Here is a 22,419-nt window from a genome sequence, read left to right on the forward strand (position 1 = left end):
ATTGATCGCCATCGAATACGAAGCCTGGCTGTATGAAAGCGACGAGCCGCGTCCGGCCGAAAGCAAGTGGAAAAACGTGCTGGAGCTGGTGGCCTGGTTCGACAAGCGTGCCGAGGAAAATGGCGACAACCTGATCGATATGACGCAGAAGATCGCACTGATCACGCTGCTGGAAGGGCGCGAAGATGAAGAGCTGGATGCAGTGCGGCTATCAACCCTGCATGCCAGCAAGGGCCTCGAATACGGCCATGTCTACTTGATCGGTTGCGAAGAAGGCGTGCTGCCGCATCAGGCCTCGATCGACGGTGGCATGGTCGAAGAAGAGCGACGCCTGATGTATGTGGGGATTACCCGGGCGCAACGCAGCCTGACCATCAGCTACTGCGGCAAACGCAAGCGGGCAGGGGAGTGGACGGTGGTGGAGCCCAGCCGGTTTTTGAAGGAATTGCCGCAGGACGATATCCGCATCAGCGGCCGGCTGGCGGCCGGCAAGGGGCCGCAGGTCAGTCGCGAAGAAGGTCGGGCCAAGCTGGCCAATCTGATGGCGGGTTTGGGTAACAAGAGTAAGTAAGTGCTGCCGGTTTTGGCATCGCTACTCACTATGGCCAGGCGTCAGCGCAGCGCTGAACAGATTCACTTGTGTGCAAAATGCGCGGTGCCACTGTGTAACGATGGGACGGAAAAGAAATACAGGAATCACCAACTCAGTCGCTTCCGGTCACGCGCCGGGTTGCCCCGGGCCTGAAAATCCGGTTGAGAACTGGATTTGTTCAGTGCTTCGCCGGCTCAGAAGAAATGGGTGTAGCTGAGGGTCAATGTCTGGGTGGCATCCGCCGAGCCAAAGCCATGGCCGAAGTTAAGGTTGACCTTGTCCAGCGGCGTCAGCTCGTAGGAGCTCAGCAGGCTGAATTGTCGTGAGGAAGTTGCGCGGCGATTCGTGGCTTGGGCGTAGTCGTAAGCAGCACCGACGGTAAAGCCGCCGCCGAGGTTGTAGATCAGGGTCAGATCGCTGGACCAGGTGTCTTGCGTCTGTTCCCCCTTGACCTGGCCATTGAAGTTGCGCTGGATCGATGCGCTATAGCTGAGTTGCTGGTGCGCCATGCCGACATTGAAGCCGATCGAGCCTTCGGTGGCGCCAGTGGAAAAACCCTTGGCCATATCGCCGGTAGGCAAGGTAAGGCCACCGGTAACATCAAAAAACGGCCGACTGGCATTGGCGGCCACCAGGTTATACGCCGAATTGACGGTGAGATCGCCCCAGCCTTCCCGCGCCGGGATGCCGCGCTTGGGTTTTTTCGGCTTGGGAATCCAGATCACCTTGTTGCCGATACGCACGGCCCGCTCGCCAGATTGTGGCTTGTCGGGTTTGGCACTGGCGCGTGGGGCGGAAGCGCTGCGCGAGTAATAGGTGTCGATGAAATCAAATGTCCAGCGACCGTGTTCAATATTCAGATCGATCGGGACATTCAGCTCGCGCGCATACGGGTCATGAAAGATATTGCGTACCAAGCCCGTGGTAATGGCGAAGTCGGCCGCCTGCGACACTGCGGGCAGCTGAAGGCTGATCAGCAAGATGGCAAGGGCGTGGGACTTATGCACAGTGGTGAATCGATTGGTTAATGGGCTATTGCGCCCGCAAATGCTGGGCCATTTCGGCTCGCGGGCGAATCATACAGATGTTTCTGAGTTGTTGCAGGATGACGTCGGACTAGCTTTGTCACGGCACGCAAAGAAGGGATGCATGATGAAGCGGCTGCGCTGCTAGAATTCGCGCATTCCACGAATCCCCCAAGGCGCCTTGCGCCTATCCGGAGTAAAACCTTATGAGTTGGTCTGTCGCGCAAAGCCGCGCCGTGTACGGCATCCGTCACTGGGGCGCCGGTTATTTCGATATCAATGACGCCGGCCATGTGCTGGTGCGGCCGCACGGTGCTGGTGGTCACGCGCTTGACCTGCATACGCTGGTAGGACAACTGAAGCAGGCGGGCCTGGCACTGCCCTTGATTGTGCGCTTCCCCGATGTATTGCAAGACCGGGTGAAAGACCTGTGCGATGCGTTTGACGAGAATATCGCCAAGCTCGGTTATGGTGGCAAATACACTGCCATGTATCCGATCAAGGTCAACCAGCAGGAGGCGGTGATCAAGTCGATCATCGCCACGCGTGGTGCCGCCATTGGCCTCGAAGCCGGCTCCAAGCCGGAATTGATGGCGGTGCTGGCCTTGGCGCCGCGCGGCGCCACCATTGTCTGCAATGGCTATAAAGATCGCGAATTCATCAAGCTGGCGCTGATGGGACAAAAACTCGGTCACCAGGTTTTCATCGTGATCGAGAAAGAGTCCGAAGTCGGCTTTGTCATCGACGAAGCACGCAAGCTAGGGGTGCAGCCAGCGGTAGGTCTGCGGGTGCGCCTCAGTTCGCTGGCTTCGAGCAAATGGGCCGATACCGGTGGCGAAAAGGCCAAGTTCGGCCTGTCGGCTGCGCAACTCCTGTCGGTGGTGGAGCGTTTTACCGAGGCCGGCTTCAAGGACAGCGTGCGCCTCTTGCACTTTCATATGGGCAGCCAGATCGCCAATCTGGCCGACTACCAAGCGGGCTTTCGCGAAGCGATCCGCTATTACGGCGAACTGCGCGCCCTCGGCCTGCCGGTGGAAGTGGTCGATGTCGGTGGCGGCCTCGGCGTTGACTACGACGGCACCCATAGCCGTAACCCGAGCTCGATCAACTACGATATGGACGACTATGCCGGCACGGTGGTCGGCATGCTCAAGGAATTCTGCGACGACAATGCCCTGCCGCACCCGCATATCTTCTCGGAGAGCGGCCGTGCCATGACCGCCCACCATGCGGTGCTGGTGATGCAGGTGACCGATGTGGAGCGCCATCACGACGAGATGCCGCAGGTGGACGACGTCGCTGCGCTGCCGGAAGTCATGCGCTGGCTGTTCGAGTTGCTCGGCCAGACCGAGCTGGAAATGGCCACCGAAACCTATTACCGCGCCACCCACTATATGAGCGAGGTGTCGGGCAAGTTTGCCGAGGGCAAGCTGACCCTGGCGGAAAAAGCCCTGGCCGAGCAGGCCTACTTCGCCATCTGCCGCCGCCTGCAAGGCCAGCTGCTGGCCGGCCAGCGCTCGCACCGCCAAGTGTTCGACGAATTGAACGACAAGCTGGCTGACAAATACATCTGCAACTTCTCGGTGTTCCAGTCGCTGCCCGATACCTGGGCGATCGATCAGGTGCTGCCCATCCTGCCGATCCACCGGCTTGATGAAACCCCGACCCGCCGCGCCGTGCTGCAGGATCTCACCTGCGATTCCGATGGCAAGATCAAGCAATATGTCGATGGCCAGAGCGTGGAAGCCAATCTGGCGGTACATCACCTCAATGCCGGCGAGGACTATCTGCTCGGGGTGTTCCTGGTCGGCGCCTATCAAGAGATTCTTGGCGATATGCACAATCTGTTCGGTGATACCGACTCGGTGAATGTGTATATGGCGGCCGATGGCAGCGTGCGCCATAGCGGCATCGAGACCCACGACACCATCGAGGACATGCTGCGCTATGTCCACCTGGAGCCGGCCGAATTGATGACCCATTATCGCGACAAGGTGGCCAGCGCCAGCCTCAGTGACACCGAGCGAGCCGAATACATCGATGCATTGCGCCTCGGTTTGACCCGTTCGGCCTATTTGAGCTGAGTTTTGTCGATGCGTCCCACCAAAGGCCCGGGGAACCGGGCCTTTTGCTTGGCTGTTTTGGTCATATTCCCCTTGTTTTTTGCCCGGATCGCCATGTTGCGCTGCGTTTTGTAGTAGCCTTGCGCGCGTTTCAAAAAACACAAGTCGGCCAGTCGAATCTCGACCGCGCCGACGAATCCGGGGGGGCGCAATCGCGCCCCGTTCGCATTCACTCAGGCTCAGACACAATCATGGCGCTACAACAACTCTCCGATGAACAGATTCGCGACTGGTCGCGCGAGCAAAAAGACGAATGGTGGTTCAAGAACGTCTTTCGTTCTGAAATGCCGCAGCTCACCTTGCGCTCGGCCCTGACCGGCTTCTTGCTGGGCGGCATTCTGGCCGCCACCTCGCTGTATATCGCCGCCAAGACCGGTATCGGCGTCGGGGCCGGCCTGACTTCGGTGATCCTGGCTTTTGCCCTGTTCCGCATTCTGTCGAATATGGGTGTAGCCAAGGATTTCAGCATTCTGGAAAACAACTGTACCCAGTCGATCGCCACTGCGGCCGGCTATGTGATCCAGCCGCTCACTTCCAGCCTGGGCGCCTATATGGTGCTGTCCGGGCAGATCATCGATGGCTGGAAGATGGCGGCCTGGCTGATCATCGTATCCACCCTTGGTGTGTTTATCGCGTTTCCGATGAAGCGCCGCTTTATCAATGATGAGCAGCTGCCCTTCCCGGAAGGGCGTGCCTGCGGTGTGGTGCTCGATTCGCTGTATCACGGCGAGGGCAATACCGGCATGTTCCAGGCGCGTTTGCTCACCAAGGTGGCGATCTATATCGGCCTGTTCAAGATGATCACCAGCGAAGGCTGGATGAAGCTGATCGAATTCAAACTGCTGCGCATGGATAAATGGGCCGGCATGGTCGAGCCCTGGGTGCTGCATGAGCGCTTTGACGATTACTACTACATGCTGGCTGCCAAGTATGAGTGGTGGATTCCCAAGATCATCGGTACCGACTTCAAGACGCTGGGCCTGCGCCTGACCCTGGATGGCGCCATGTTCGGCGTTGGCGGCCTGATGGGCATTCGCGTGGCTACCAGCTGTCTGCTGGGTGCCTTGATCAACTTCGTTATCCTGGCGCCGATCATGATCGATATCGGTGACATTCACCCACGCTTGATGAACGGCAAGATGGTGCCACTGTCGCGCGCCGAGATCGTCAACCAATGGTCGATGTGGTGGGGGGTGGCCATGATGGTGGCAGGCTCCCTGACAGCATTGCTGGGTCGCCCCGAGGTGTTTACCGGCCTGTTCAAGCGCGGTGCCAAGGTCAAGTCGAGCGGCGCCGATCTGCTGGCTCATGTGGAAGTGCCAATGTGGGTGTCGTATATCGGCGTGCCGGTGTTCAGCTTCTTTGCCGTTGCCGCTACCCACTACTTCTTCAATGTGCCTTGGCTGCTGTCGGCGATCTCGCTGCCGCTGATCTTTGTGCTGACGGTGATCTGTACCAATTCGATGGCGCTGACCTCGTGGACCCCGACCGGCGCGCTGAGCAAGATCACCCAGTTCAGCGTGGGTGCGCTAGACCGTAGCAACCCGGCCAGCAACCTGCTGCCTGCCGGCATGACCTCGGCCATCGCTGCCAATGCGGCCAATCTGCTGTCCGATATCAAGCCGGGCTATATGCTGGGCGGCAAACCGCGCCATCAGGCCATCGGCCATGTAATCGGCATCATCTCCGGCTCGCTGGCTGCGGTGCCGCTGTTCTTCCTGTTGTTCCTGCGCCCTGATGCCAATGGCGTACGCTCCACCGGCACCATCATCTCCGAGCAGTTTGCCCAGCCTGCCATCATCCAGTGGAAGGGCGTGGCCGAGATCATCGCCAATGGCGTGAGCAAGCTGCCCTCTTCGGCCATCATTACCATGGTCGTTGCAGCGCTGGTGGCTGTCTTCCTGGAAGTGGGCCGGATGCGTTCTTCCAAGGCTGCGCTGTGGCCCTCGACCGTGTCTATCGGTCTTGGCGTGGTGCTGCCACCTGAGTCGACCATCGCCATGTGGCTCGGTGCCCTGGCTTTCTGGTTGATGGGGCGCAAATACAAGACGCCGGGCACCGATGGTCACAAGACCTGGGTGGAAGGCTGCGAGCCGATCTGCGCCGGCCTGATCACCGGCGCGGCTCTGGTAGGTATTGGCGACGCCATTGTTACCGTGCTGATTGGATAGGCGCTAACGGCGTCGGTGTGACGCCGCCAATCCGAACCGGCGGCAACACCATCATTTTGCAAAACGCCACGTTGCATGACGTGGCGTTTTGTCATTTCCGGGTACACCATGGTGTTACCGGTTTCACCGCCCTACAAGGTCATGCCATGTCATTCATTTCACTCGGCCTGCAAACTGCGCTGGCCGCTGCAGCAGCGCGGCTTGGCTATACCGGGCCCACGGCCATCCAGCAGGCGGCCATCGCACCGATTTTGCGTGGCGAAGACGTGTTGGCTACTGCCCGGACCGGCTCGGGCAAGACGGCGGCCTTCGTGCTGCCGCTGCTGCAACGCTGGCAGGCGGCGCCGCGCGGCGAGCGGCCCGCCTTGCATACGCTGGTGCTGGTACCAACGCGTGAGCTGGCGATGCAGGTCGGTGCGGTATTTCGCGCCCTTTCTGAGGGATTGCCGCAGGCGCCCAAGCTGGTGCTGGCGTATGGCGGCGTATCGATCAACCCGCAGATGATGGCCTTGCGCGGCTGGGCCGATATCGTGGTGGCCACGCCGGGGCGCCTGCTCGATCTGTTGGCCCACAATGCCTTGCGCCTTGATGCCTTGCATACGCTGGTGCTGGATGAAGCCGATAGACTGCTGGAGCAAGGCTTCGCCGACGAGCTGGCGCGGATTCTGGCGCTGCTGCCGGCGCAGCGGCAGAACCTGCTTTTCTCTGCCACCATGGCGCCAACGGTCGAGCGCCTGGCCGGGGAGCTGCTGCATGAGCCTTGTCGCATTGATATCGCCAGCGAGGAACCGTTGGCGATCAAGGAGCGCGCCATCGCGGTGGATGCCGCTCGCCGTACCGCCTTGCTGGTTGAATTGCTGCGCCAGCAGTCCCGGCCGCAGGTGCTGGTATTCGTGGCCAGCCAGCGCGACTGCGAGCGGGTGGCTGCCAAGCTGGGCAAGGCCGGGCTGGCGGCGGCCGCCTGGCATGGCGACCTGAGCCAGGGCAGGCGCAGCCAGGTGCTGGCGGACTTCAAGGCCGGGCGCATCCAGCTGCTGATCGCCACCGATGTGGCGGCTCGCGGCATCGATATCGCCGATTTGCCACTGGTGGTGAATTACGACCTGCCACGTTCTACCGCCGACTACACCCATCGCATCGGCCGAACCGGCCGGGCTGGCCAACAGGGTGAGGCCATCAGCCTCGTCAGCGCCGACAGCGAAATGCATTTCCGCCTGATCGAAAAACGGCTGGGCAAGCGCCTGCGCCGTGAGCAACTGACCGGCTTTGAGCCAAGTGACGTGGCTGTGCCGTCGCTACACGATCCTCAGGGAAATGGTGGTATCAAGGGCAAGCGCAAGAGCAAGAAGGACAAGCTGCGTGAAGCGGCGGCGCAGGCTGGTGCGCCAGAGGCAGCAAAAGAGTGATGAATGCTGCCCGGTCGCTGATCAGGGCTGGATAGGCAGGCCCTGCGCATGGAAGGCGTCGGCCAGTGGCGGCAACAGCGCCCGATGGCGCGGGCTGATGAAATGGTAGGCGGTGTATTCGGCCAGTTGGTTGTTTGACACCCGAACATCCTGTGCCTGCCAGACGGCGCGGTATTCTGCCAGCAAGCTTGCCGGATTGGCGGCCAGCTGCAAGGCAATGTCGGCACGGCCCTGCACCAGCATGCGGATGCCCGAGTCATAGTCGGGTACCGCCTCTACCGTGCGGGCATGGCTGGCAACATCTTCCAGCGCCTGTATGCCGGCCGGGATCACCACCTTGTAGTCGCGCAGCGCCTGTATTCCGCTCAGTGGCAGTTCGCGCCCATGGGTGAGTGCCATCACCTGGAGCCGGACCAGCGGCGTTTCGACACGCAAGAAGGCATTGCGGGCGGCGGTCAGCTGAACCCGCAGCAGTTCGGCGTCGACCTTGTCGGCCAGCGCATAGGCGGCAGAGCGCTTGGGTGGCAGGCTATGCACCACTGCCCGCACGCCGAGCTGGCGGTAGGCAGCCAGTATCCTTTGCTGAATGTCCAGCATCATCGGCGTGGGCGATTCATCGGGCCGGGCAATCACCAGGGCAGCGGCTTCGCTGTGCGCCGGCCAGGCCAACAGCAGCGGCATGCCCAGCAGCAGTCGCCGCAAGCGATCGGGCTGGCAGGAACGTGAATCGTCTGCATGATTGCTGACTTGGCGCATGGCGGGCGGCTGGCGAAGAGGCTGGCTGTATTGTTGACCACGACGGCCAGCCCCGCCAGATTCCTTGCGCGGCCCTATCAGTGATGAATACTGGTTTGCCTTATTCGCCCTCGCGCCTTTGCCGGGCCTGGGTGCGCTCCTGGCATTTGATGACATCGATGATGGCGGCGCGGCGCAGGAAGGGATGCGACATGCTTCAGCCCCCGGCCGGCGCCAGATGCTTTTGCATGAAGACGCTGAGCGGGTCGTCCCAATAGTCGGCGAAGGGGCCGCAACGCTGGTAGCCGCAACTGGCATACAGCCCCAGCGCTTCGGGCTGGCTTGGCCCGGTTTCCAGCATCAACAGGTAGCAGCCGCGCGACAAGGCGCTTGATTCCAGCGCGGCAAGCAGCTTTCTGGCAATGCCGCCGCCACGGCTGTGCGGGCTGACATACATGCGCTTGAGCTCGCCATAATCCGGCTGGATGACGATGGCGCCGCAGCCAATGGCCTGGCCGGTGTCGCTTCTGGCCACGGCGAAAACCACATTGGACTGCTTGAGCGAGTCCAGATTCAGCGCATGCCGGCTTTCAGGCGGATAGAGCGAGTCTTGATAGGCATCCAGCTCGGCAATCAGCTGGATGACGTCGGGCTGATCGGGTGATTCAAGTGAGATGGGCATGGGTGGGCTATCGGACGAAGGTTTGATCGGTTTTGCTTGCGACGCGTGCGGCGCGGATTTGCACCAAGCGTGCATACTAAGTCAGCAATCCCCAACCGTGGCCGGAAATCGGCTTTGCAAGCGAATAGCTCGTATGGAAGCACAAGCGCAATCCGAGGAAGGGCCGTGGGCCCGCTTGTCCGTGGAACCGGCGCTATCAAGCCGTGCTGTGCACGGCCCCCGGATTCCGCTGCGCTCCATCCAGGCAACTTGCTCGATGCACCACATGGGTGAAGCTATCGGGCGTTCTTTGCACCAAGTATTGCTTTAACACCGATGGTCGAATATCGAGCGCGGCGAAGTCTGAGTTTGGGAACCAGCGAAAAAGCAAGGTTTTATCGCCTTCGCGGCCCCTGAATATTCCTTCGGTGTCTGGCAAGCCATCTGGCTCAATGTCGACATGGAAATACAGGCCAAGCTCGTGATAGGCAAGGGTTGCACTTGGAAAGAAATTCTCGACCAGAATAGACAGTCGGCCCACTTTCGCCTCAATGCCAAGTTCTTCGTGAAGCTCGCGGACAAGCGCGCTTGCAGCGTCTTCGCCGGGCTCAACGCGCCCACCTGGCAAGGACCAGAATTCATCATTTTCGAGGCGATGCAGAAGAATGGAATTGCCACGATGAATGATCGCCGCCGCACGCAGATTGAATCGATGAGTGGAAGTGTCAAATGAGATCATTATTGTCGTAGCCTGGATGGAGCCGCAGGCGAAATCCGGGGACGGGCCGCGAGGCCCGCTTGTCTGTCGGGCCAGAGTCGTCAAGCCATGTCATGCACGGCCCCCGGATTGCGCTGTGCTGCATCTGGGCTACTTGCTTGTTATGAAAATCCATAAACAATGCGTACTACGCCATGTAAATCAACAAGCCTGCGGACTTCGTCAACAAAGTATTTGAAGTCCTCATATAGGTCATACATCCATTCAAATATCATTTCATTGCCGACTTCGGTTAAAACGTCCGGCGGCCCTGGGTCGTGATTTAGATTGGGGATGGCAAATTGCCAAAGTGGGAAGCCGTCATTCTTATCTTCGAGGCAATAGCTTGAATCCATGCGCTCGGTGATTTTCACCGGCGGGACCTTGGTTGCCAGAATTTCACTACCGAGAAGCCAGGAGCGACTTGTTTCTCCAATATGAATCACATGCTCGCCCCAGTGGGAGCGTTTCACTGATAGCGTAGTTGGATGAAGTCCTTCTCGATCGATCTCAAAGTCGTACGGGAGGCCTCTGGGCTCGGAAATTGGATCGATTTCAAAATGAATTGCACATCGCGCGCGCCCTAGGCCAAGCCAGTTGTAAAGATCATAGTCTCGATCACCCTGATAGTTTGATTCAATATCGATCCATTTGTGGTCAATTTTCTTTTGAAAGACAAAGCTAATATCCAGGCCCATTTAACGCAGTCTCCAAGTGCTTGGTTGGCGGTATAAAGCAACGTAGCCTGGATGGAGCCGCAGGCGCAATCCGGGGGCGGGCCGCGAGGCCCGCTTGTCTTTGGAGCCAGCGCCATCAAGCCGTGCCATGCACGGCCCGCGGATTGCGCTGCGCTGCATCCAGGCTACGGGTGGTGCTTCAGTCCTCGCCGCCATCGATCACGCAATCGACGTAGTAATCGCCGCTCTGTTCATCCTTGATCAGGCCGTGGATATCGGTTTCAAAGCCGGGGAAGCGTTCGTTGAAGGCGCGGGCGAAGCGCAGGTAGTCGACGATGGTCTTGTTGAAACGCTCGCCGGGGATCAAGAGCGGGATGCCGGGCGGGTAGGGGGTGAGCAGGATGGCGGTGATGCGGCCTTCCAGCGCATCGAGCGATACCCGTTCGATCTCGCGGTGGGCCATCTTGCTGAAGGCCTTGCTGGGCTTGAGCGCCGGCACCATATCGCTCAAATACATCTCGGTGGTGAGGCGAGCCACATCGTTGTCGCGGTAGACGGCATGGATCTGCTGGCACAGATCGCGCAGGCCGATGCGCTCGTAGCGCGGATTCTTGGCAATGAACTCCGGCATGATGCGCCACAGCGGCGCATTGCTGTCGTAGGCATCCTTGAATTGCTGCAGCTCGGTGACCAGGGTGTTCCAGCGGCCCTTGGTGATGCCGATGGTGAACATGATGAAGAAGCTGTACAGGCCGGTCTTTTCGACGATCACGCCATGCTCGGCCAGGTATTTGGTGAGGATGGCGGCGGGAATGCCGGTGTCGGCGAAATGGCCGTCCACATCCAGGCCGGGGGTGATGACGGTGGCCTTGATCGGGTCGAGCATATTGAAGCCATCAGCCAGTGCGCCAAAGCCGTGCCAGTGCTCGTTGGCCTTCAGTACCCAGTCTTCGCGATTGCCGACGCCTTCTTCGACCAGATGTTCCGGCCCCCATACCTTGAACCACCAGCTGTCGCCGTATTCGGCGTCCACCTTGCGCATGGCGCGGCGAAAATCCAGCGCCTCGGCAATCGATTCCTCCACCAGGGCGGTGCCGCCCGGTGCTTCCATCATGGCGGCCGCCACATCGCAGCTGGCGATGATCGAGTATTGCGGGCTGGTGGAGGTGTGCATCAGGTAGGCTTCATTGAAGCGGTGTCGATCTAGCTGACGGGTTTGCGATTCCTGCACCAGGATTTGCGAGGCTTGCGAGAGGCCGGCCAGCAGCTTGTGGGTGGACTGGGTGGCGAACACCATGGCGTCCTTGCTGCGCGGCCGATCGCGGCCAATGGCGTGCATATTCTGGTAGAAGTCGTGAAAAGCCGCATGTGGCAGCCAGGCTTCGTCGAAATGCAGGGTGTCGATGGTGTCACCGAGCATGTCCTTAATCATCTCCACGTTGTACAGCACCCCGTCGTAAGTGGATTGGGTGATGGTGAGGATGCGCGGCTTGTTGTCCGGCCGCTTGGCCAGCGCTTCGCGGGCAAACGGGTTGGCCTCGATCTTGCGTCGGATGGTTTCCGGCTGGAATTCGCTGAGCGGAATCGGGCCGATGATGCCGAAGTGGTTGCGCGTCGGCATCAGGAACACCGGAATGGCGCCACACATCATGATCGAGTGCAGGATGGACTTATGGCAGTTGCGGTCCACCACCACGATATCGCCTGGCGCCACCGTGGCATGCCACACCATCTGGTTGGAGGTGGAGGTGCCATTGGTGACGAAGAACAGATGGTCCGAACCGAAGATGCGTGCGGCATTGCGCTCGCTGGCGGCTACGGGCCCGGTGTGGTCGAGCAGCTGGCCCAGTTCGTCCACCGAGTTGCACACATCGGCGCGCAGCATGTTTTCGCCGAAGAACTGGTGGAACATCTGGCCGACCGGGCTCTTCAGGAAGGCGACGCCGCCGGAGTGGCCGGGGCAGTGCCAGCTGTAGGAGCCATCCTGCGCATAGTGGAGCAGGGCGCGGAAAAACGGTGGCGCCAGCGAATCGAGATACTGGCGCGCTTCGCGCACGATGGAGCGGGCGACGAATTCCGGTGTGTCCTCAAACATATGGATAAAGCCGTGCAATTCGCGCAGCACATCGTTCGGGATATGGCGGCTGGTGCGGGTTTCGCCATACAGGAAGATGGGCAGGTCGGCATTCTTGAAGCGGATTTCCTCAACGAAGGCGCGCAGGTTTTTCACCACCTCGTTTTCTTCGCCCGGCGCCACGCTGCCGAATTCTTCGTCGTCGATCGACAGGATAAACGCCGAAGCGCGGCTTTGCTGCTGGGCAAAGCCGGCTACATCGCCATAGCTGGTCACCCCCACCACCTCGAAGCCTTCGGCCTCGATGGCGCTGGCCAGGGCGCGAATGCCGAAGCCGCTGGAATTCTCGGCGCGGAAGTCTTCGTCAATGATCATGACGGGGAAGCGGAATTTCATGGTGTGTGCTCCAGAGGCAAAGGCTGGCGGATGGGCCGCACTGTGTCATGTCTATGCGACGCGCCGGTGACGCATCGCCAAAAAGGCGATAGGGCCGTCCTCTTGTCGAGGTACGGCCCAGATCGGGTATTCGGTAAAACTGTGGCTCCGTCGATCAAACCTGCGGTACGGTATCGGCAAAGGCCGGTCGCAGCATCAGCTTGTCGACCAGTTTTGCCAGATTGGCGTGGCGATTGCGCCAATCGATTTCCGGCAGGCGGAACGCCAGCCACAACAGGCTGCATCCTACCGCGATATCGGCCAGCGAGTAAGCCTCGCCATTGCACCAGGGGCGTTCACCCAAGTCGTTGGAAAGCGCCAACAGGCCCGCATCCACCTTGTCCAGCTGGCGTGCAATCCAGTCAGCGCTTTGCTGCTCGACTGGACGTTTGCGCTCCAGAAACACCAGCACGCCGGCATCGCAAATGCCGTCAGCCAGCGCCTCCCAGCGTTTCACCGCCACCGCCTGGCGCAGCTCGCCCGGAATCAGGCGGCTCACCGGCGAGACATGGTCGAGGTAATCGACAATCACGCGTGAATCGAACAGGGTGCTGCCATCGTCAAGCACCAGCACCGGCACCTTGCCCAGCGGGTTGAACTCGCGCACCCGGGTATCGGCATTCATCGGCGCATCCACCACCAGCGCGCATTCGATGCGCTTTTCCTGCAAGACAATGCGAACCTTGCGGGCATAGGGGCTGGTGAGCGAGGCGATCAACTTCATGATGGGCTGCCGGGGGAGAGTGAGCCTTGATTCTAGGGAGGCCGCCGCCGTCCTGCCAGTGTGCCAGGTGAGTGTGTTGCGGCGCCAACAGTGGCGTTGCAAATGCAATGCAGGCTCGGGGTGCAATTTATCAGTGCATCGTTACAGCAGGTCAACAGAGAAGTCGAATGTATGGGTAAAGGCCTGGTGGGTAAAAACCAATTCATCAATGCGGGGGCCGAAGGCGATGTTGATGGTTTGCACGGTGTACCAAGGGTCGTCATAAGCAAGATGCCGGCCATTTCCTCGGATTTGCATGCTCTGGCCCGGATTGAGAAGGCTATTCGCTTTACGTAGATCGCGTGCAGGCTCCCCAAAACAGTAGCCAGACGGCAGGTTGATACTGAGTTGCTCACCCGCCATGGCGAGGCGGAGTTCATCTACTCGCGTAGGCAGGGAGTCGAGCCTTTCCTGGCGCACATGGGGTCTGGGTTGTTTTGCATTGATTTGGTTGTATTCGATCCACTGCAGCAGGCACTGGCTGTCTGCGAAGTCAGGCAAGGGCAGCTGGCGCGGTAGGCGATTTCGTGTCTGCGCCATGGGGGAGCCTCGGTGTTTTTTGTTCCAGAGAACGGTAATGATTTGGATGGCAATCACGCAATTTCTCCCTGGCGTCGCATGCTAGCCGGCAAGTACGCGGCAATTAAGCGTCCGGATTATGCGGGGGCGGGACTAGGGGATGTGAATATGGCCTTGCCACCATCTACGCAAGCCGTTAAAAAGGCGCCTTCGTTGGCGCGCAGCCACATCAAGAATGGAGATCCAGTATGAAAGAAGTATTTGCCGGTGGCCCCAATGGTGGCTTGGCGGTAGAGCGCAGCGCCTTTATCCGCTCCACCTATCTGCACCTTGGCGGCGCCATGATTGGTTTTATCGTGCTGTCGGCTGTCATGCAGATGATGGGCCTGGGCAAACTGATGCTGGCGGCACTGAGCACCAGCAAATATATGTGGCTGGCTTTTATGGGTGGCTTCATGCTGGTTGGCAAGCTGGCCTCGGGCCTGGCCGATAATGCCGAAAGCAACCAAAAGCAGCTGATGGGCCTGGGCGGCTATGTCGTCGCCGAAGCGCTGATCTTCGCGCCGCTGCTCACCCTTGCCGGCATGATCAACCCGGAAGCGATTCCGGCCGCAGGTCTGGTAACGCTGTTGCTGGTGGGGGGGCTGACCTGGACCGCCTTCTCGACCAAGACCGACTTCAGCTTCCTTGGCGGCTTTCTGCGTATTGCCGGCATGGTGGCACTGGGCGCCATCATTGCCGGGGTGATCTTCGGCTTCTCGCTCGGTATCTGGTTCTCGGCTGCCATGGTGCTGTTCGCCGGTGGCTGCGTGCTGAAGGATACCTCCGACATCATCCATCATTACCCGGCTGATCGCCCGGCTGGTGCTGCCTTGCACCTGTTTGCCTCGATCGCGCTGATGTTCTGGTATGTATTGCGCATCCTGCTGGAGCTGTCGCGCAGCAAGTAATCAGCAATCGTGTCGTTGCAGGTACAAAGGCTCCGCTCAAGCGGGGCCTTTGTCATTGCAGCGGCGAGGTGAACAGCAATTGATCGCCAAGCTGGCGCACCGGCAACTCGAATACCGTGCTGAGTGCCTCGACGCTCAGTGCCTGGCGTGGCGGGCCGGCGGCGATCAGCTTGCCCTGATTCAATAGCCAGGCCTGGTCGGCATAGTGCAGGGCCAGGTTCACATCGTGCAGGCTGGCAACGATGGCCAGCGGCACATTGCGGCATAACTGGTGCAGGCCGGCCAGCAACAGGTGCTGGTGACGCGGGTCGAGGCTGGCAATCGGCTCGTCCAGCAGCAGCAGTGCCGGCCCCAGTGCGGCAGCGGCGCAGGCCTGCACCAGCACGCGGGCAAGTTGCACCCGCTGCTTTTCGCCACCCGATAGCGCCAGATAGCGACGCTCGACCAGCGATGCGGCATCGAGCAGTTGCATCACGCTATTGGCCAGCTGGGTGATCTCGCGCGTGGGAATGTCCGGGAAGGGGTTGGCACCGAGCAGGACCAGCTCGCCTACCGTGTAATCAAACTCCAGCGTCGACTGCTGCGGCAACATGGCGCGGCAGCGGGCCAGCCGCGCTGCCGGCAGGCCGCTCAGCGCATCGGCATGTAGTAGTACACGGCCGCTGCTGGGGGATATTTCTCCCGCTGCCAGTGCCAGCAAGCTGGATTTGCCGGCGCCATTGGGGCCGAGAATGGTGGTCAGGTAGCCGGGAAAGGCCGATACGGTAAGCCCGTCGATCACCCGTTTGCCGTCGCGTATCAGGCTGGTTTGTTCGAAATGCAGCATGGGCAAGGGCGGGAATGATGGGAACCGCACTTAAGCAGCGTTTAACCGCCATGGCAAGCGCTGCGCGGCACCAGGCTGTGCGTAGCCACATATCAAAACGCCCGTCTGGAGACGGGCGTTTTGTTGCTTGCACAGGTGTCAGCGCGACATCGCCAGCATCAAGCCGTTGAGTCGCTTCACAAAGCCGGCTGGGTCGTCGAGCGTGCCGCCCTCGGCCAGCAGGGCCTGGTCGAACAGGATATGGCTCCAGTCGTCAAAGCGCTCGCCCGCCAGTTCCGCCTTCAGCTTGCCAACCAGCACATGGTCGGGGTTGATTTCAAGGATGGGCTTGGAACCCGGCACATGCTGGCCGGCCGACTTGAGCAGCCGCTCCAGATTGCCGCTCATGGCGTGCTCGTCCGCCACCAGGCAGGCCGGGCTGTCGGTGAGGCGGTGGGTAATGCGCACGTCCTGCACCTTGTCGCCCAGCGTGGTCTTGACCTTGTCGACCAAGTCCTTGAAATCGGCGGCCTTGGTTTCCTGTTCTTTCTTCTCGGCTTCGTCTTCGAGCTTGCCCAGGTCGAGGCCACCCTTGGCCACCGAGGCCAGCGGCTTGCCGTCGAATTCGGTCAGGCTGCTAGCCAGCCATTCATCGACGCGGTCGCTCAATAGCAGCACTTCGATGCCCTTCTTGCGGAAGATTTCCAGATGCGGGCTGTGCTTGGCGGCAGCAAAGGTCTCGGCGGTGACGTAGTAAATCTTGTCCTGGCCGTCTTTCATCCGCGCCACATAGTCCTTCAGCGACACGGTTTGCTCTTCGCTATCGGTGGCGGTAGTAGCAAAGCGCAGCAGGCCGGCGATGCGTTCCTTGTTGGCGAAGTCCTCGCCCACGCCTTCCTTCATCACCTTGCCGAATTCCTTCCAGAAGGCGGCATAGTCGTCGGCGCGGTTCTCGGCGATGTCTTCCAACAGGCCCAGCACCTTCTTCACGCAGCCGGCCTTGATGGCGTCGATATCCTTGCTGTGCTGCAGGATTTCACGCGACACGTTCAGCGGCAGATCGTTGCTGTCGATCACGCCACGAACAAAGCGCAGGTATTGCGGCAGCAGCTTTTCTGCGTCTTCCATGATGAACACGCGGCGCACGAACAGCTTCACGCCATGGCGGCGCTCGCGGTCGTACAGGTCAAACGGCGCACGCTTGGGCACATAGAGCAGCTCGGTGTATTCCTGCCGGCCTTCGACGCGGGCGTGGCTCCAGGCCAGCGGCTCTTCCCAATCGTGCGATGCATGCTTGTAGAAGGCCTTGTAATCGTCGTCCGAAATCTCGCTCTTCGGGCGGGTCCACATGGCGTTGGCCTTGTTCACCGTCTCCATCTCGTCGGACACGATGATTTCGCCGTTCTCGCCATAGCTATTGCCCTTCTTCATCTTGATGGGCAGGGTGATATGGTCGGAATAGCGGCGGATGATCGACTTGAGGCGGTAGTCGTCGAGGAACTCGTCTTCGCCGTCTTTGAGGTGCAGCACGATCTCGGTGCCACGGCCTTCCTTCTGCACGTCTTCCAGGGTGAATTCGCCAGCGCCTTCGCTTTCCCAGCGCACGGCCTCGGTCGTGCCGGCGCGGCGGGTGGTCAGGGTAACGCGGTCGGCCACGATAAAGGCCGAGTAAAAGCCCACGCCGAACTGGCCGATCAGGTTGGCATCTTTCTGCGCATCACCCGACAGCTTGCTGAAAAATTCCTTGGTACCCGAGCGGGCGATGGTGCCGATATTGGCAATCACCTCATCGCGCGTCATGCCGATGCCGTTATCGCGGATGGTGATGGTGCGCGCATCCTTGTCAAAGGCGATCTCGATGCGCACATCGCCGTCTTTTTCGTACAGCGCGTCGTTATTGAGGGATTCGAATTTCAGCTTGTCGCAGGCATCGCTGGCGTTGGATACCAGCTCGCGCAGGAAGATCTCCTTGTTGGAATACAGGGAGTGGATCATCAGCTGCAACAGCTGCTTGGTTTCGGCCTGAAAGCCCAGGGTTTGCTTGCTCATCGTAATCACCTTGGTGTGAACAGGGTTTAAGGGATGGATGAGCGCAAGATGGGGCTGGATGGGCAGGTTTCAAGCGCCGCGCGCGATCGCGCCGGGTCAGGGTTTGTCCGGAGGGTGGCGACACGGCCGCGGCGCACGTTTGACGGCTTTTTCCAGTGCCTCCTGGATTTCGCCACGCGCCTTGAGTCGCGCAATGGCGGCATTCAGGGTGGCCAGATGACCATGCAGGGGCGATTGTCGGGTAACGGCCAGCAGGGTGGGTACCGAGCCCAGGCGCTTGCCCAGCACTCGCCATTCGCCAAGATGACCAAAGTCGCAGTTGAGATTGGCTTCCAGGGTCTTGATGTCCTGCCCCGGCGTGGTCAGCACCAGCACATTGGCGCGCCCCAAAGCCAGCATGGCAAAACGCCGCTCCAGCGACAGGGCGGCCTCTTCGATCCTGAACAGTTTGCCGCGTTGCGCCTCGAAGGCTTCGTCGTAACGGGCGCCGTCGGGAATCGACAACACCTTGCCGCGCAAGTCCGATAGCTCACGGAAATCAAAAGTCTGGTCGGCTCGCGTCACCAGCCAGAAATTCAACGGATAGAGTGATTCGCTGAAATCGAACAAGGCTTCGGCGGCGGCCGTGCGGTCCTTGCCCCAGATAATGCCGGCGCCCTCTTCGGCGAGCAGCTGGGTACGCCGCCACGGGTAAGGGCTGATCTGCAGATCAAGGCCGCTTTCCGCACTCAGGCGCTTGACCACCTCGACCCGCGTTGGGGCGATGGGCAGCGCTTCGCCGTTATTGCCGGTTTCCTGGCCCATCAGGATAGGGATGCTTGCCGGGTGGGCTGGCAGGCTCAGCAGCGTCAGGCTGCACAGCATGAGCACGCTGCGTGCGAAATCCGGCAGGGCGGTTGGCAGGGGAGAGCGCATGATTTTTGTTTGATAGCGCATGCTGCGAAACGCCGCTGTCGCGTAGGCCATCTCACCGCGCTTGCCCGCTCATATGCGTTGACTGGACCGGGTTTGGGCAGGATGACCGCTCGTCAGGCCTTGAGCCCGAGCTTGTCCATCACGCTGGCAATCGCGGCTAGCCGCGCTTGTTGCTCGGCGATATCCGCTTCGATGGCGGCGCGCTTTTCCAGCAAGGCATCGCACAGGGCCTGGCAGCGCTCGGGCGGCTGGCGCAAGGACGGAATGGCGACCTTCAGTTGCTCCAGGCTAAAGCCCAGCCACTTGCCCTTCTGGATGAACTGCAGTTCGGTCAGGGTGTGGCGGTCATAGTCGCGATAGCCGTTGGCATCGCGGCGCGGCGGGCTGATCAGGCCCTGGCGCTCGTAATAGCGCAGGGTATCGCGGCTCAGGCCTGAGTGTTTTTCCAGTTCGGCGATGCGCATGGCGCGGCTCCTCAATACTAGGAAGATTTGCACGGCTAACTGTGGAGTTGGGTCGATACCGTACCATGGTTTGCATCGATGCTCGACGGAGTTCCACCATGCAAGTGCAGACACTTTCCATTTCCGCCAGCGATGGCCTTCCCCTGTCGGCCAGCTTGTTCGATGCCGGACCAGATTGCCGTGGCCTCGTGGTCATCAATGCCGCTGCCGGCGTCAAACGGCGCTACTACACCGATTTCGCCACGTTTCTGTGCCAGGCCGGCTTTTCGGTGCTGAGCTGGGATGCCCGCGGCATGGGTGATTCGGCGGTGCTGCCACCCAAGCATGATCCGAGCCGTATGGCCGATTGGGGGCGCCACGATCTGGAAGGGGTACTCAGCCATATTGCCGCGCATATCGAGGCCGATCTGCGGCGGGTGGTGGTGATAGGCCATAGCGCCGGCGGCAATCTGGCTGGGCTGGCGCCATCCTTGCCCAAGGTTGGCGGCCTGTGCCTGATCGCATCTGGCACCTGCTACTGGCGCCTGTATCGCAAGCGCGAATGGCCGCGCATGCTGCTGGCCTGGCATGTGCTGATGCCGCTATTTTTGCGGCTGTTCGGCTATTTGCCGGCAAAACTCGGGGTGGGGCACGATCTGCCGCGCGGCATTGCGCTCGATTGGCGTAACTGGAGTCTGCAACCGGATTACCTGTTCAGCGACCCCAGTCTGCAGGTCGACGCCTATGGCGCATTCAACAAGCCCTTGCTGGCGCTGGCAGTAGCCGACGATACCGGCTTTGCCCCGCCACCGGCGGTGGACGACTTGCTGGCCCGGTTCAGCGCCGCGCGCATCGAGCGCCGCTTGCTGCACGCAGAGCAGTTCGGGCTGCGCAGCATCGGCCATTTCAATTTCTTCCGCCGCAGCCATGCCAATCTGTGGCCGCAGGTGAGTGAATGGTTAGCCATCACGCTGGACAGCCGTGCCAGCCCAATGGAGGCGGTCGCGAAACCATGGCCGCCACACAGTCGCCAATAGCTTCAGGCTGGTCGATCGATCACGATGCTGCGGCTGCGTCTTACCGTGACAATGGTGTTGCCCAGGCGGCTGCGAACCGGCCGAGCCTGGCGCTGCCCGGCGGCCTGCATCGCCTGCTGATCGCCGAGCAGGCGCAGCGCGCGCTGACATTGGGCCAGATCAAACCAGGCCAGCTGGCAAGCTGCATCGGGCATTTCCATCAGCTTTGCCAAGAAGCGGTGGGCGGCGCTGCGTGACAGGGTGCTGTGTGGTCCTTTCCATAGTGCGTCGAACCTGGCGTGCAGCTGCCTCTTGAGTTGGCGCAATTGCGGGTTGGCCAGGCGGCCTTGCGGACGTAGCGTCTGTAGATCGCATTGGATATGCGCATCGCAAGGCGCACAGCGATAGTACAGGCGCGGTTCCGGGGCCTGGAGTTCCGGGTAAACCTCTTGGAAGCTGGCCAATTGCGTGGGGCGGCCGCAGTAAGGGCATTGTGGTTGAGGCATCTTGTCTCTTGGTAGTCAGGTTGAATGGCCGCAATGCAAATCCAGGCGGCAAAGCGTGCTTATCACTGTGCTCGCTGTGCGCGTAGACGGCCAATCACGGCTACTTACCTCGACTAATGAATCACTAATTGGCTTTGTTATGACTGGGTGCTGCATCAAGTTCGTCCGCTGGCGCCGTGATTTGCCTTGCTGCAGGTCAAAATTGACGCAGTTTTTCCCGCGCACCCGATTCATTCGGGCGGGTGCCGGGCAGCATCCTGGTGACAGAGTTCCGACGAGAACGGCAAGGGCGGGATGCACCCGATGGCAGTGCCTGATGAGTGCGCAAGACCTGCAGGGCGCGCTCGCACTGGGCTATGTCGAACCAGGAGATGGAGCAGGCCTCTGGCGATACCGCTAGCAGCTGTGCCAGCAGGTGGTGTGCCGCCGAGCGTGACAGGGTACTTTGCGGACCTTTCCACAGCGCATCGAAGGCATAGTGCAAGCGACGCTTGATCCGCCGCAATTCCGGATTGGCAAGGCGGCCAAGCGGTTTCAGTGTCTGTGGGTCACAGCTGATATGGGCGTCGCATGGCGTGCATCGGTAGTACAGACGCGGGTGGGTGCTGGTGAGATTCGGGTGTACTTCTTGAAACGTGAGCAACTGGGTGCGCTGACCGCAATAGGGGCAGTTAGGTAGCAACATTGCGTATTCCCGGAGAAGTTCATAAGGCACGGCGCTTCTGCAAAGGCAGTTGCCTGGCGCGCCGTGGCCGCCGGGCAACTGCGTGCACTTAGAACTTGACCGAGCCGGTCAGATAGAACTGGCGGCCCAGTGGGTCGCTGTAGCGGCCGTCATAGCCGCGTTGATTGGCGCCGCCATTGCGCGCAACAAACGGCGGTGCACGATCAGCCAGATTCTTGATGCCGAAGGTCAGCTTCAACCATTTGTTCAGCTCGGCACTGGTCTGCCAGTCGAGCGTGGTGTAGGAGGCCACCGAGCCGTTGTAATCGACCCACGCACCATAGCTGCCATCGGCATTCACCCGCCGCACGATCTGATCTGCTGCTTCGAATCGCTGGTCGTTGTAGCCGGAGCGATAGTTGAGTTGAGCGGTATGGGTAAACATGCCGGACTTAAGGCTGGCGCTCAGATGGGCAATGGTGCGGAAGGTGACATTGCCGTTTTCGAACCGCCCCAGATTGCTTTTCCATTCATTGCTGCCGGCTGCGGTAGCGCGCGACTTCAGCATATAGGTGCCGGTAAACGCGGCGGTCAGGGTGCCGTAGTCGGTTTTGGTCTTGAAGCTTTCATCCCAGTCGATGCCACTGTATTCGGCATTGGTCAGGTTCAAGGGCGAGGTGGTCAGTGCCACATCGGGGTAATTGCCGATCTTGTTGGTCACGACGCTGAATAGCGGCCGATACAGCGCGGCGTTATTGAAGGCCTGCTCTTCGGTTACGACCGCAATTTTGTCGCGGATCGATACCGACCATAGATCTAGCCCCAATGACAGCGATTTCAGTGCATCGACGCGGAAGCCCAGCGACCATTGTTTTGAGCGCTCCGGTTTGAGGGCGCCATCGTTGCTGAGCGGGTTGCCACCTTCGCGCTTCGAATACTGGGCATTGCCGTTACAGCCCGCAGCCAAGGGGTCGGGCGCTGTAAATGGGCAGCCGTAGCGGGCGGCTGTTACGCCAGCATCGGCAATGGGGTTGGCAATGTCGTACACGGTGGGCGCACGAAATCCCGTGCCCAGCGAGCCGCGCAGCAGCAGGCTGTCGGTCGGGGTGTAGCGAAAACTGAGCTTATAGGTG

At 60.4% G+C, this 22,419-nt stretch carries 22 protein-coding genes; 6 read left to right on the forward strand and 16 right to left on the reverse strand.

The annotated features are described in order from the left end of the window. On the forward strand, positions 1–571 hold a 571-nt coding region (locus ACE3OH_RS02490), incomplete at its 5' end, for a 3'-5' exonuclease (RefSeq protein ID WP_374347932.1). A gap of 215 nt (positions 572–786) precedes the next feature. Here ACE3OH_RS02490 and ACE3OH_RS02495 read toward each other — a convergent pair. After that, on the reverse strand, positions 787–1,599 hold the full coding sequence (locus tag ACE3OH_RS02495) for a transporter (protein WP_374347934.1): 813 nt from the start codon (positions 1,597–1,599) through the stop codon (positions 787–789). A gap of 224 nt (positions 1,600–1,823) precedes the next feature. Between ACE3OH_RS02495 and speA the strand changes: the two genes are divergently transcribed. After that, positions 1,824–3,701, forward strand: a complete 1,878-nt coding sequence (speA, locus tag ACE3OH_RS02500; RefSeq protein WP_374347936.1) for an arginine decarboxylase — start codon at positions 1,824–1,826, stop codon at positions 3,699–3,701. Here speA and ACE3OH_RS02505 read toward each other — a convergent pair. After that, a complete protein-coding gene (locus ACE3OH_RS02505; protein ID WP_374347938.1) occupies positions 3,689–3,913 on the reverse strand; it encodes a hypothetical protein in 225 nt (74 codons plus the stop codon). The two genes, speA and ACE3OH_RS02505, sit on opposite strands and share 13 nt — an antisense overlap. A gap of 18 nt (positions 3,914–3,931) precedes the next feature. Between ACE3OH_RS02505 and ACE3OH_RS02510 the strand changes: the two genes are divergently transcribed. Together ACE3OH_RS02510 and ACE3OH_RS02515 are read left to right on the forward strand one after the other, a co-directional pair. Beyond that, positions 3,932–5,911 carry an OPT family oligopeptide transporter gene (locus ACE3OH_RS02510; protein WP_374347940.1) on the forward strand — a complete coding sequence of 660 codons (1,980 nt, stop codon included), beginning with the start codon at positions 3,932–3,934 and terminating at the stop codon, positions 5,909–5,911. A 146-nt stretch (positions 5,912–6,057) separates the two neighbouring features. Further along, entirely contained in the window at positions 6,058–7,317 is a 1,260-nt protein-coding gene (locus ACE3OH_RS02515; RefSeq protein ID WP_374347942.1) for a DEAD/DEAH box helicase, read from the forward strand. A 21-nt stretch (positions 7,318–7,338) separates the two neighbouring features. Here ACE3OH_RS02515 and ACE3OH_RS02520 read toward each other — a convergent pair whose 3' ends face one another. The 7 genes from ACE3OH_RS02520 to ACE3OH_RS02550 form a co-directional block, all read right to left on the reverse strand. Further along, entirely contained in the window at positions 7,339–8,073 is a 735-nt protein-coding gene (locus tag ACE3OH_RS02520) for a hypothetical protein (protein WP_374347944.1), read from the reverse strand. Between the two features lie 196 nt (positions 8,074–8,269). Continuing rightward, positions 8,270–8,734: a GNAT family N-acetyltransferase gene (locus tag ACE3OH_RS02525; protein ID WP_374347946.1), complete on the reverse strand. Its 465-nt coding sequence runs from the start codon at positions 8,732–8,734 to the stop codon at positions 8,270–8,272. Positions 8,735–8,930: 196 nt separating this feature from the next. Next, positions 8,931–9,452 (reverse strand): NUDIX hydrolase, encoded by a 522-nt coding sequence (locus ACE3OH_RS02530; RefSeq protein ID WP_374347948.1) that lies wholly within the window; start codon positions 9,450–9,452, stop codon positions 8,931–8,933. A 140-nt stretch (positions 9,453–9,592) separates the two neighbouring features. Then, positions 9,593–10,168: a hypothetical protein gene (locus tag ACE3OH_RS02535; RefSeq protein ID WP_374347951.1), complete on the reverse strand. Its 576-nt coding sequence runs from the start codon at positions 10,166–10,168 to the stop codon at positions 9,593–9,595. Between the two features lie 178 nt (positions 10,169–10,346). Continuing rightward, positions 10,347–12,617, reverse strand: coding sequence for an Orn/Lys/Arg decarboxylase N-terminal domain-containing protein (locus ACE3OH_RS02540; RefSeq protein ID WP_374347953.1), 2,271 nt, complete (start codon positions 12,615–12,617; stop codon positions 10,347–10,349). Between the two features lie 154 nt (positions 12,618–12,771). Further along, a complete protein-coding gene (locus tag ACE3OH_RS02545; protein WP_374347956.1) occupies positions 12,772–13,380 on the reverse strand; it encodes a glutathione S-transferase in 609 nt (202 codons plus the stop codon). Positions 13,381–13,521: 141 nt separating this feature from the next. After that, positions 13,522–14,016, reverse strand: a complete 495-nt coding sequence (locus ACE3OH_RS02550) for a hypothetical protein (RefSeq protein WP_374347958.1) — start codon at positions 14,014–14,016, stop codon at positions 13,522–13,524. A gap of 170 nt (positions 14,017–14,186) precedes the next feature. Between ACE3OH_RS02550 and ACE3OH_RS02555 the strand changes: the two genes are divergently transcribed. Next, positions 14,187–14,888 carry a Bax inhibitor-1 family protein gene (locus tag ACE3OH_RS02555; RefSeq protein ID WP_374347960.1) on the forward strand — a complete coding sequence of 234 codons (702 nt, stop codon included), beginning with the start codon at positions 14,187–14,189 and terminating at the stop codon, positions 14,886–14,888. Positions 14,889–14,940: 52 nt separating this feature from the next. On the opposite strand, the gene ACE3OH_RS02560 is transcribed toward ACE3OH_RS02555, so the two are convergent. The 4 genes from ACE3OH_RS02560 to ACE3OH_RS02575 form a co-directional block, all read right to left on the reverse strand. Then, entirely contained in the window at positions 14,941–15,714 is a 774-nt protein-coding gene (locus tag ACE3OH_RS02560) for an ATP-binding cassette domain-containing protein (RefSeq protein ID WP_374347964.1), read from the reverse strand. Positions 15,715–15,852: 138 nt separating this feature from the next. Continuing rightward, positions 15,853–17,742, reverse strand: a complete 1,890-nt coding sequence (gene htpG, locus ACE3OH_RS02565) for a molecular chaperone HtpG (RefSeq protein ID WP_374347967.1) — start codon at positions 17,740–17,742, stop codon at positions 15,853–15,855. 96 nt (positions 17,743–17,838) lie between these two features. Beyond that, positions 17,839–18,657, reverse strand: a complete 819-nt coding sequence (locus ACE3OH_RS02570) for a substrate-binding periplasmic protein (protein ID WP_374347970.1) — start codon at positions 18,655–18,657, stop codon at positions 17,839–17,841. A 113-nt stretch (positions 18,658–18,770) separates the two neighbouring features. Beyond that, positions 18,771–19,121: a MerR family transcriptional regulator gene (locus ACE3OH_RS02575; protein WP_374347972.1), complete on the reverse strand. Its 351-nt coding sequence runs from the start codon at positions 19,119–19,121 to the stop codon at positions 18,771–18,773. Positions 19,122–19,219: 98 nt separating this feature from the next. Between ACE3OH_RS02575 and ACE3OH_RS02580 the strand changes: the two genes are divergently transcribed. Then, positions 19,220–20,137, forward strand: coding sequence for an alpha/beta fold hydrolase (locus ACE3OH_RS02580; protein WP_374347974.1), 918 nt, complete (start codon positions 19,220–19,222; stop codon positions 20,135–20,137). A gap of 2 nt (positions 20,138–20,139) precedes the next feature. Here ACE3OH_RS02580 and ACE3OH_RS02585 read toward each other — a convergent pair whose 3' ends face one another. The 3 genes from ACE3OH_RS02585 to ACE3OH_RS02595 form a co-directional block, all read right to left on the reverse strand. Further along, complete coding sequence (locus ACE3OH_RS02585) at positions 20,140–20,622, reverse strand: zinc-finger-containing protein (RefSeq protein WP_374347978.1); 483 nt, start codon at positions 20,620–20,622, stop codon at positions 20,140–20,142. A 196-nt stretch (positions 20,623–20,818) separates the two neighbouring features. Continuing rightward, complete coding sequence (locus ACE3OH_RS02590) at positions 20,819–21,307, reverse strand: zinc-finger-containing protein (protein ID WP_374347981.1); 489 nt, start codon at positions 21,305–21,307, stop codon at positions 20,819–20,821. Between the two features lie 88 nt (positions 21,308–21,395). After that, a partial coding sequence (locus ACE3OH_RS02595; protein ID WP_374347984.1) for a TonB-dependent receptor domain-containing protein occupies positions 21,396–22,419 on the reverse strand: 1,024 nt, incomplete at its 5' end.

It is taken from the genome of Chitinimonas sp. (assembly GCF_041904975.1).
In the GTDB taxonomy this organism is placed as follows: Bacteria; Pseudomonadota; Gammaproteobacteria; order Burkholderiales; family Chitinimonadaceae; genus Chitinimonas.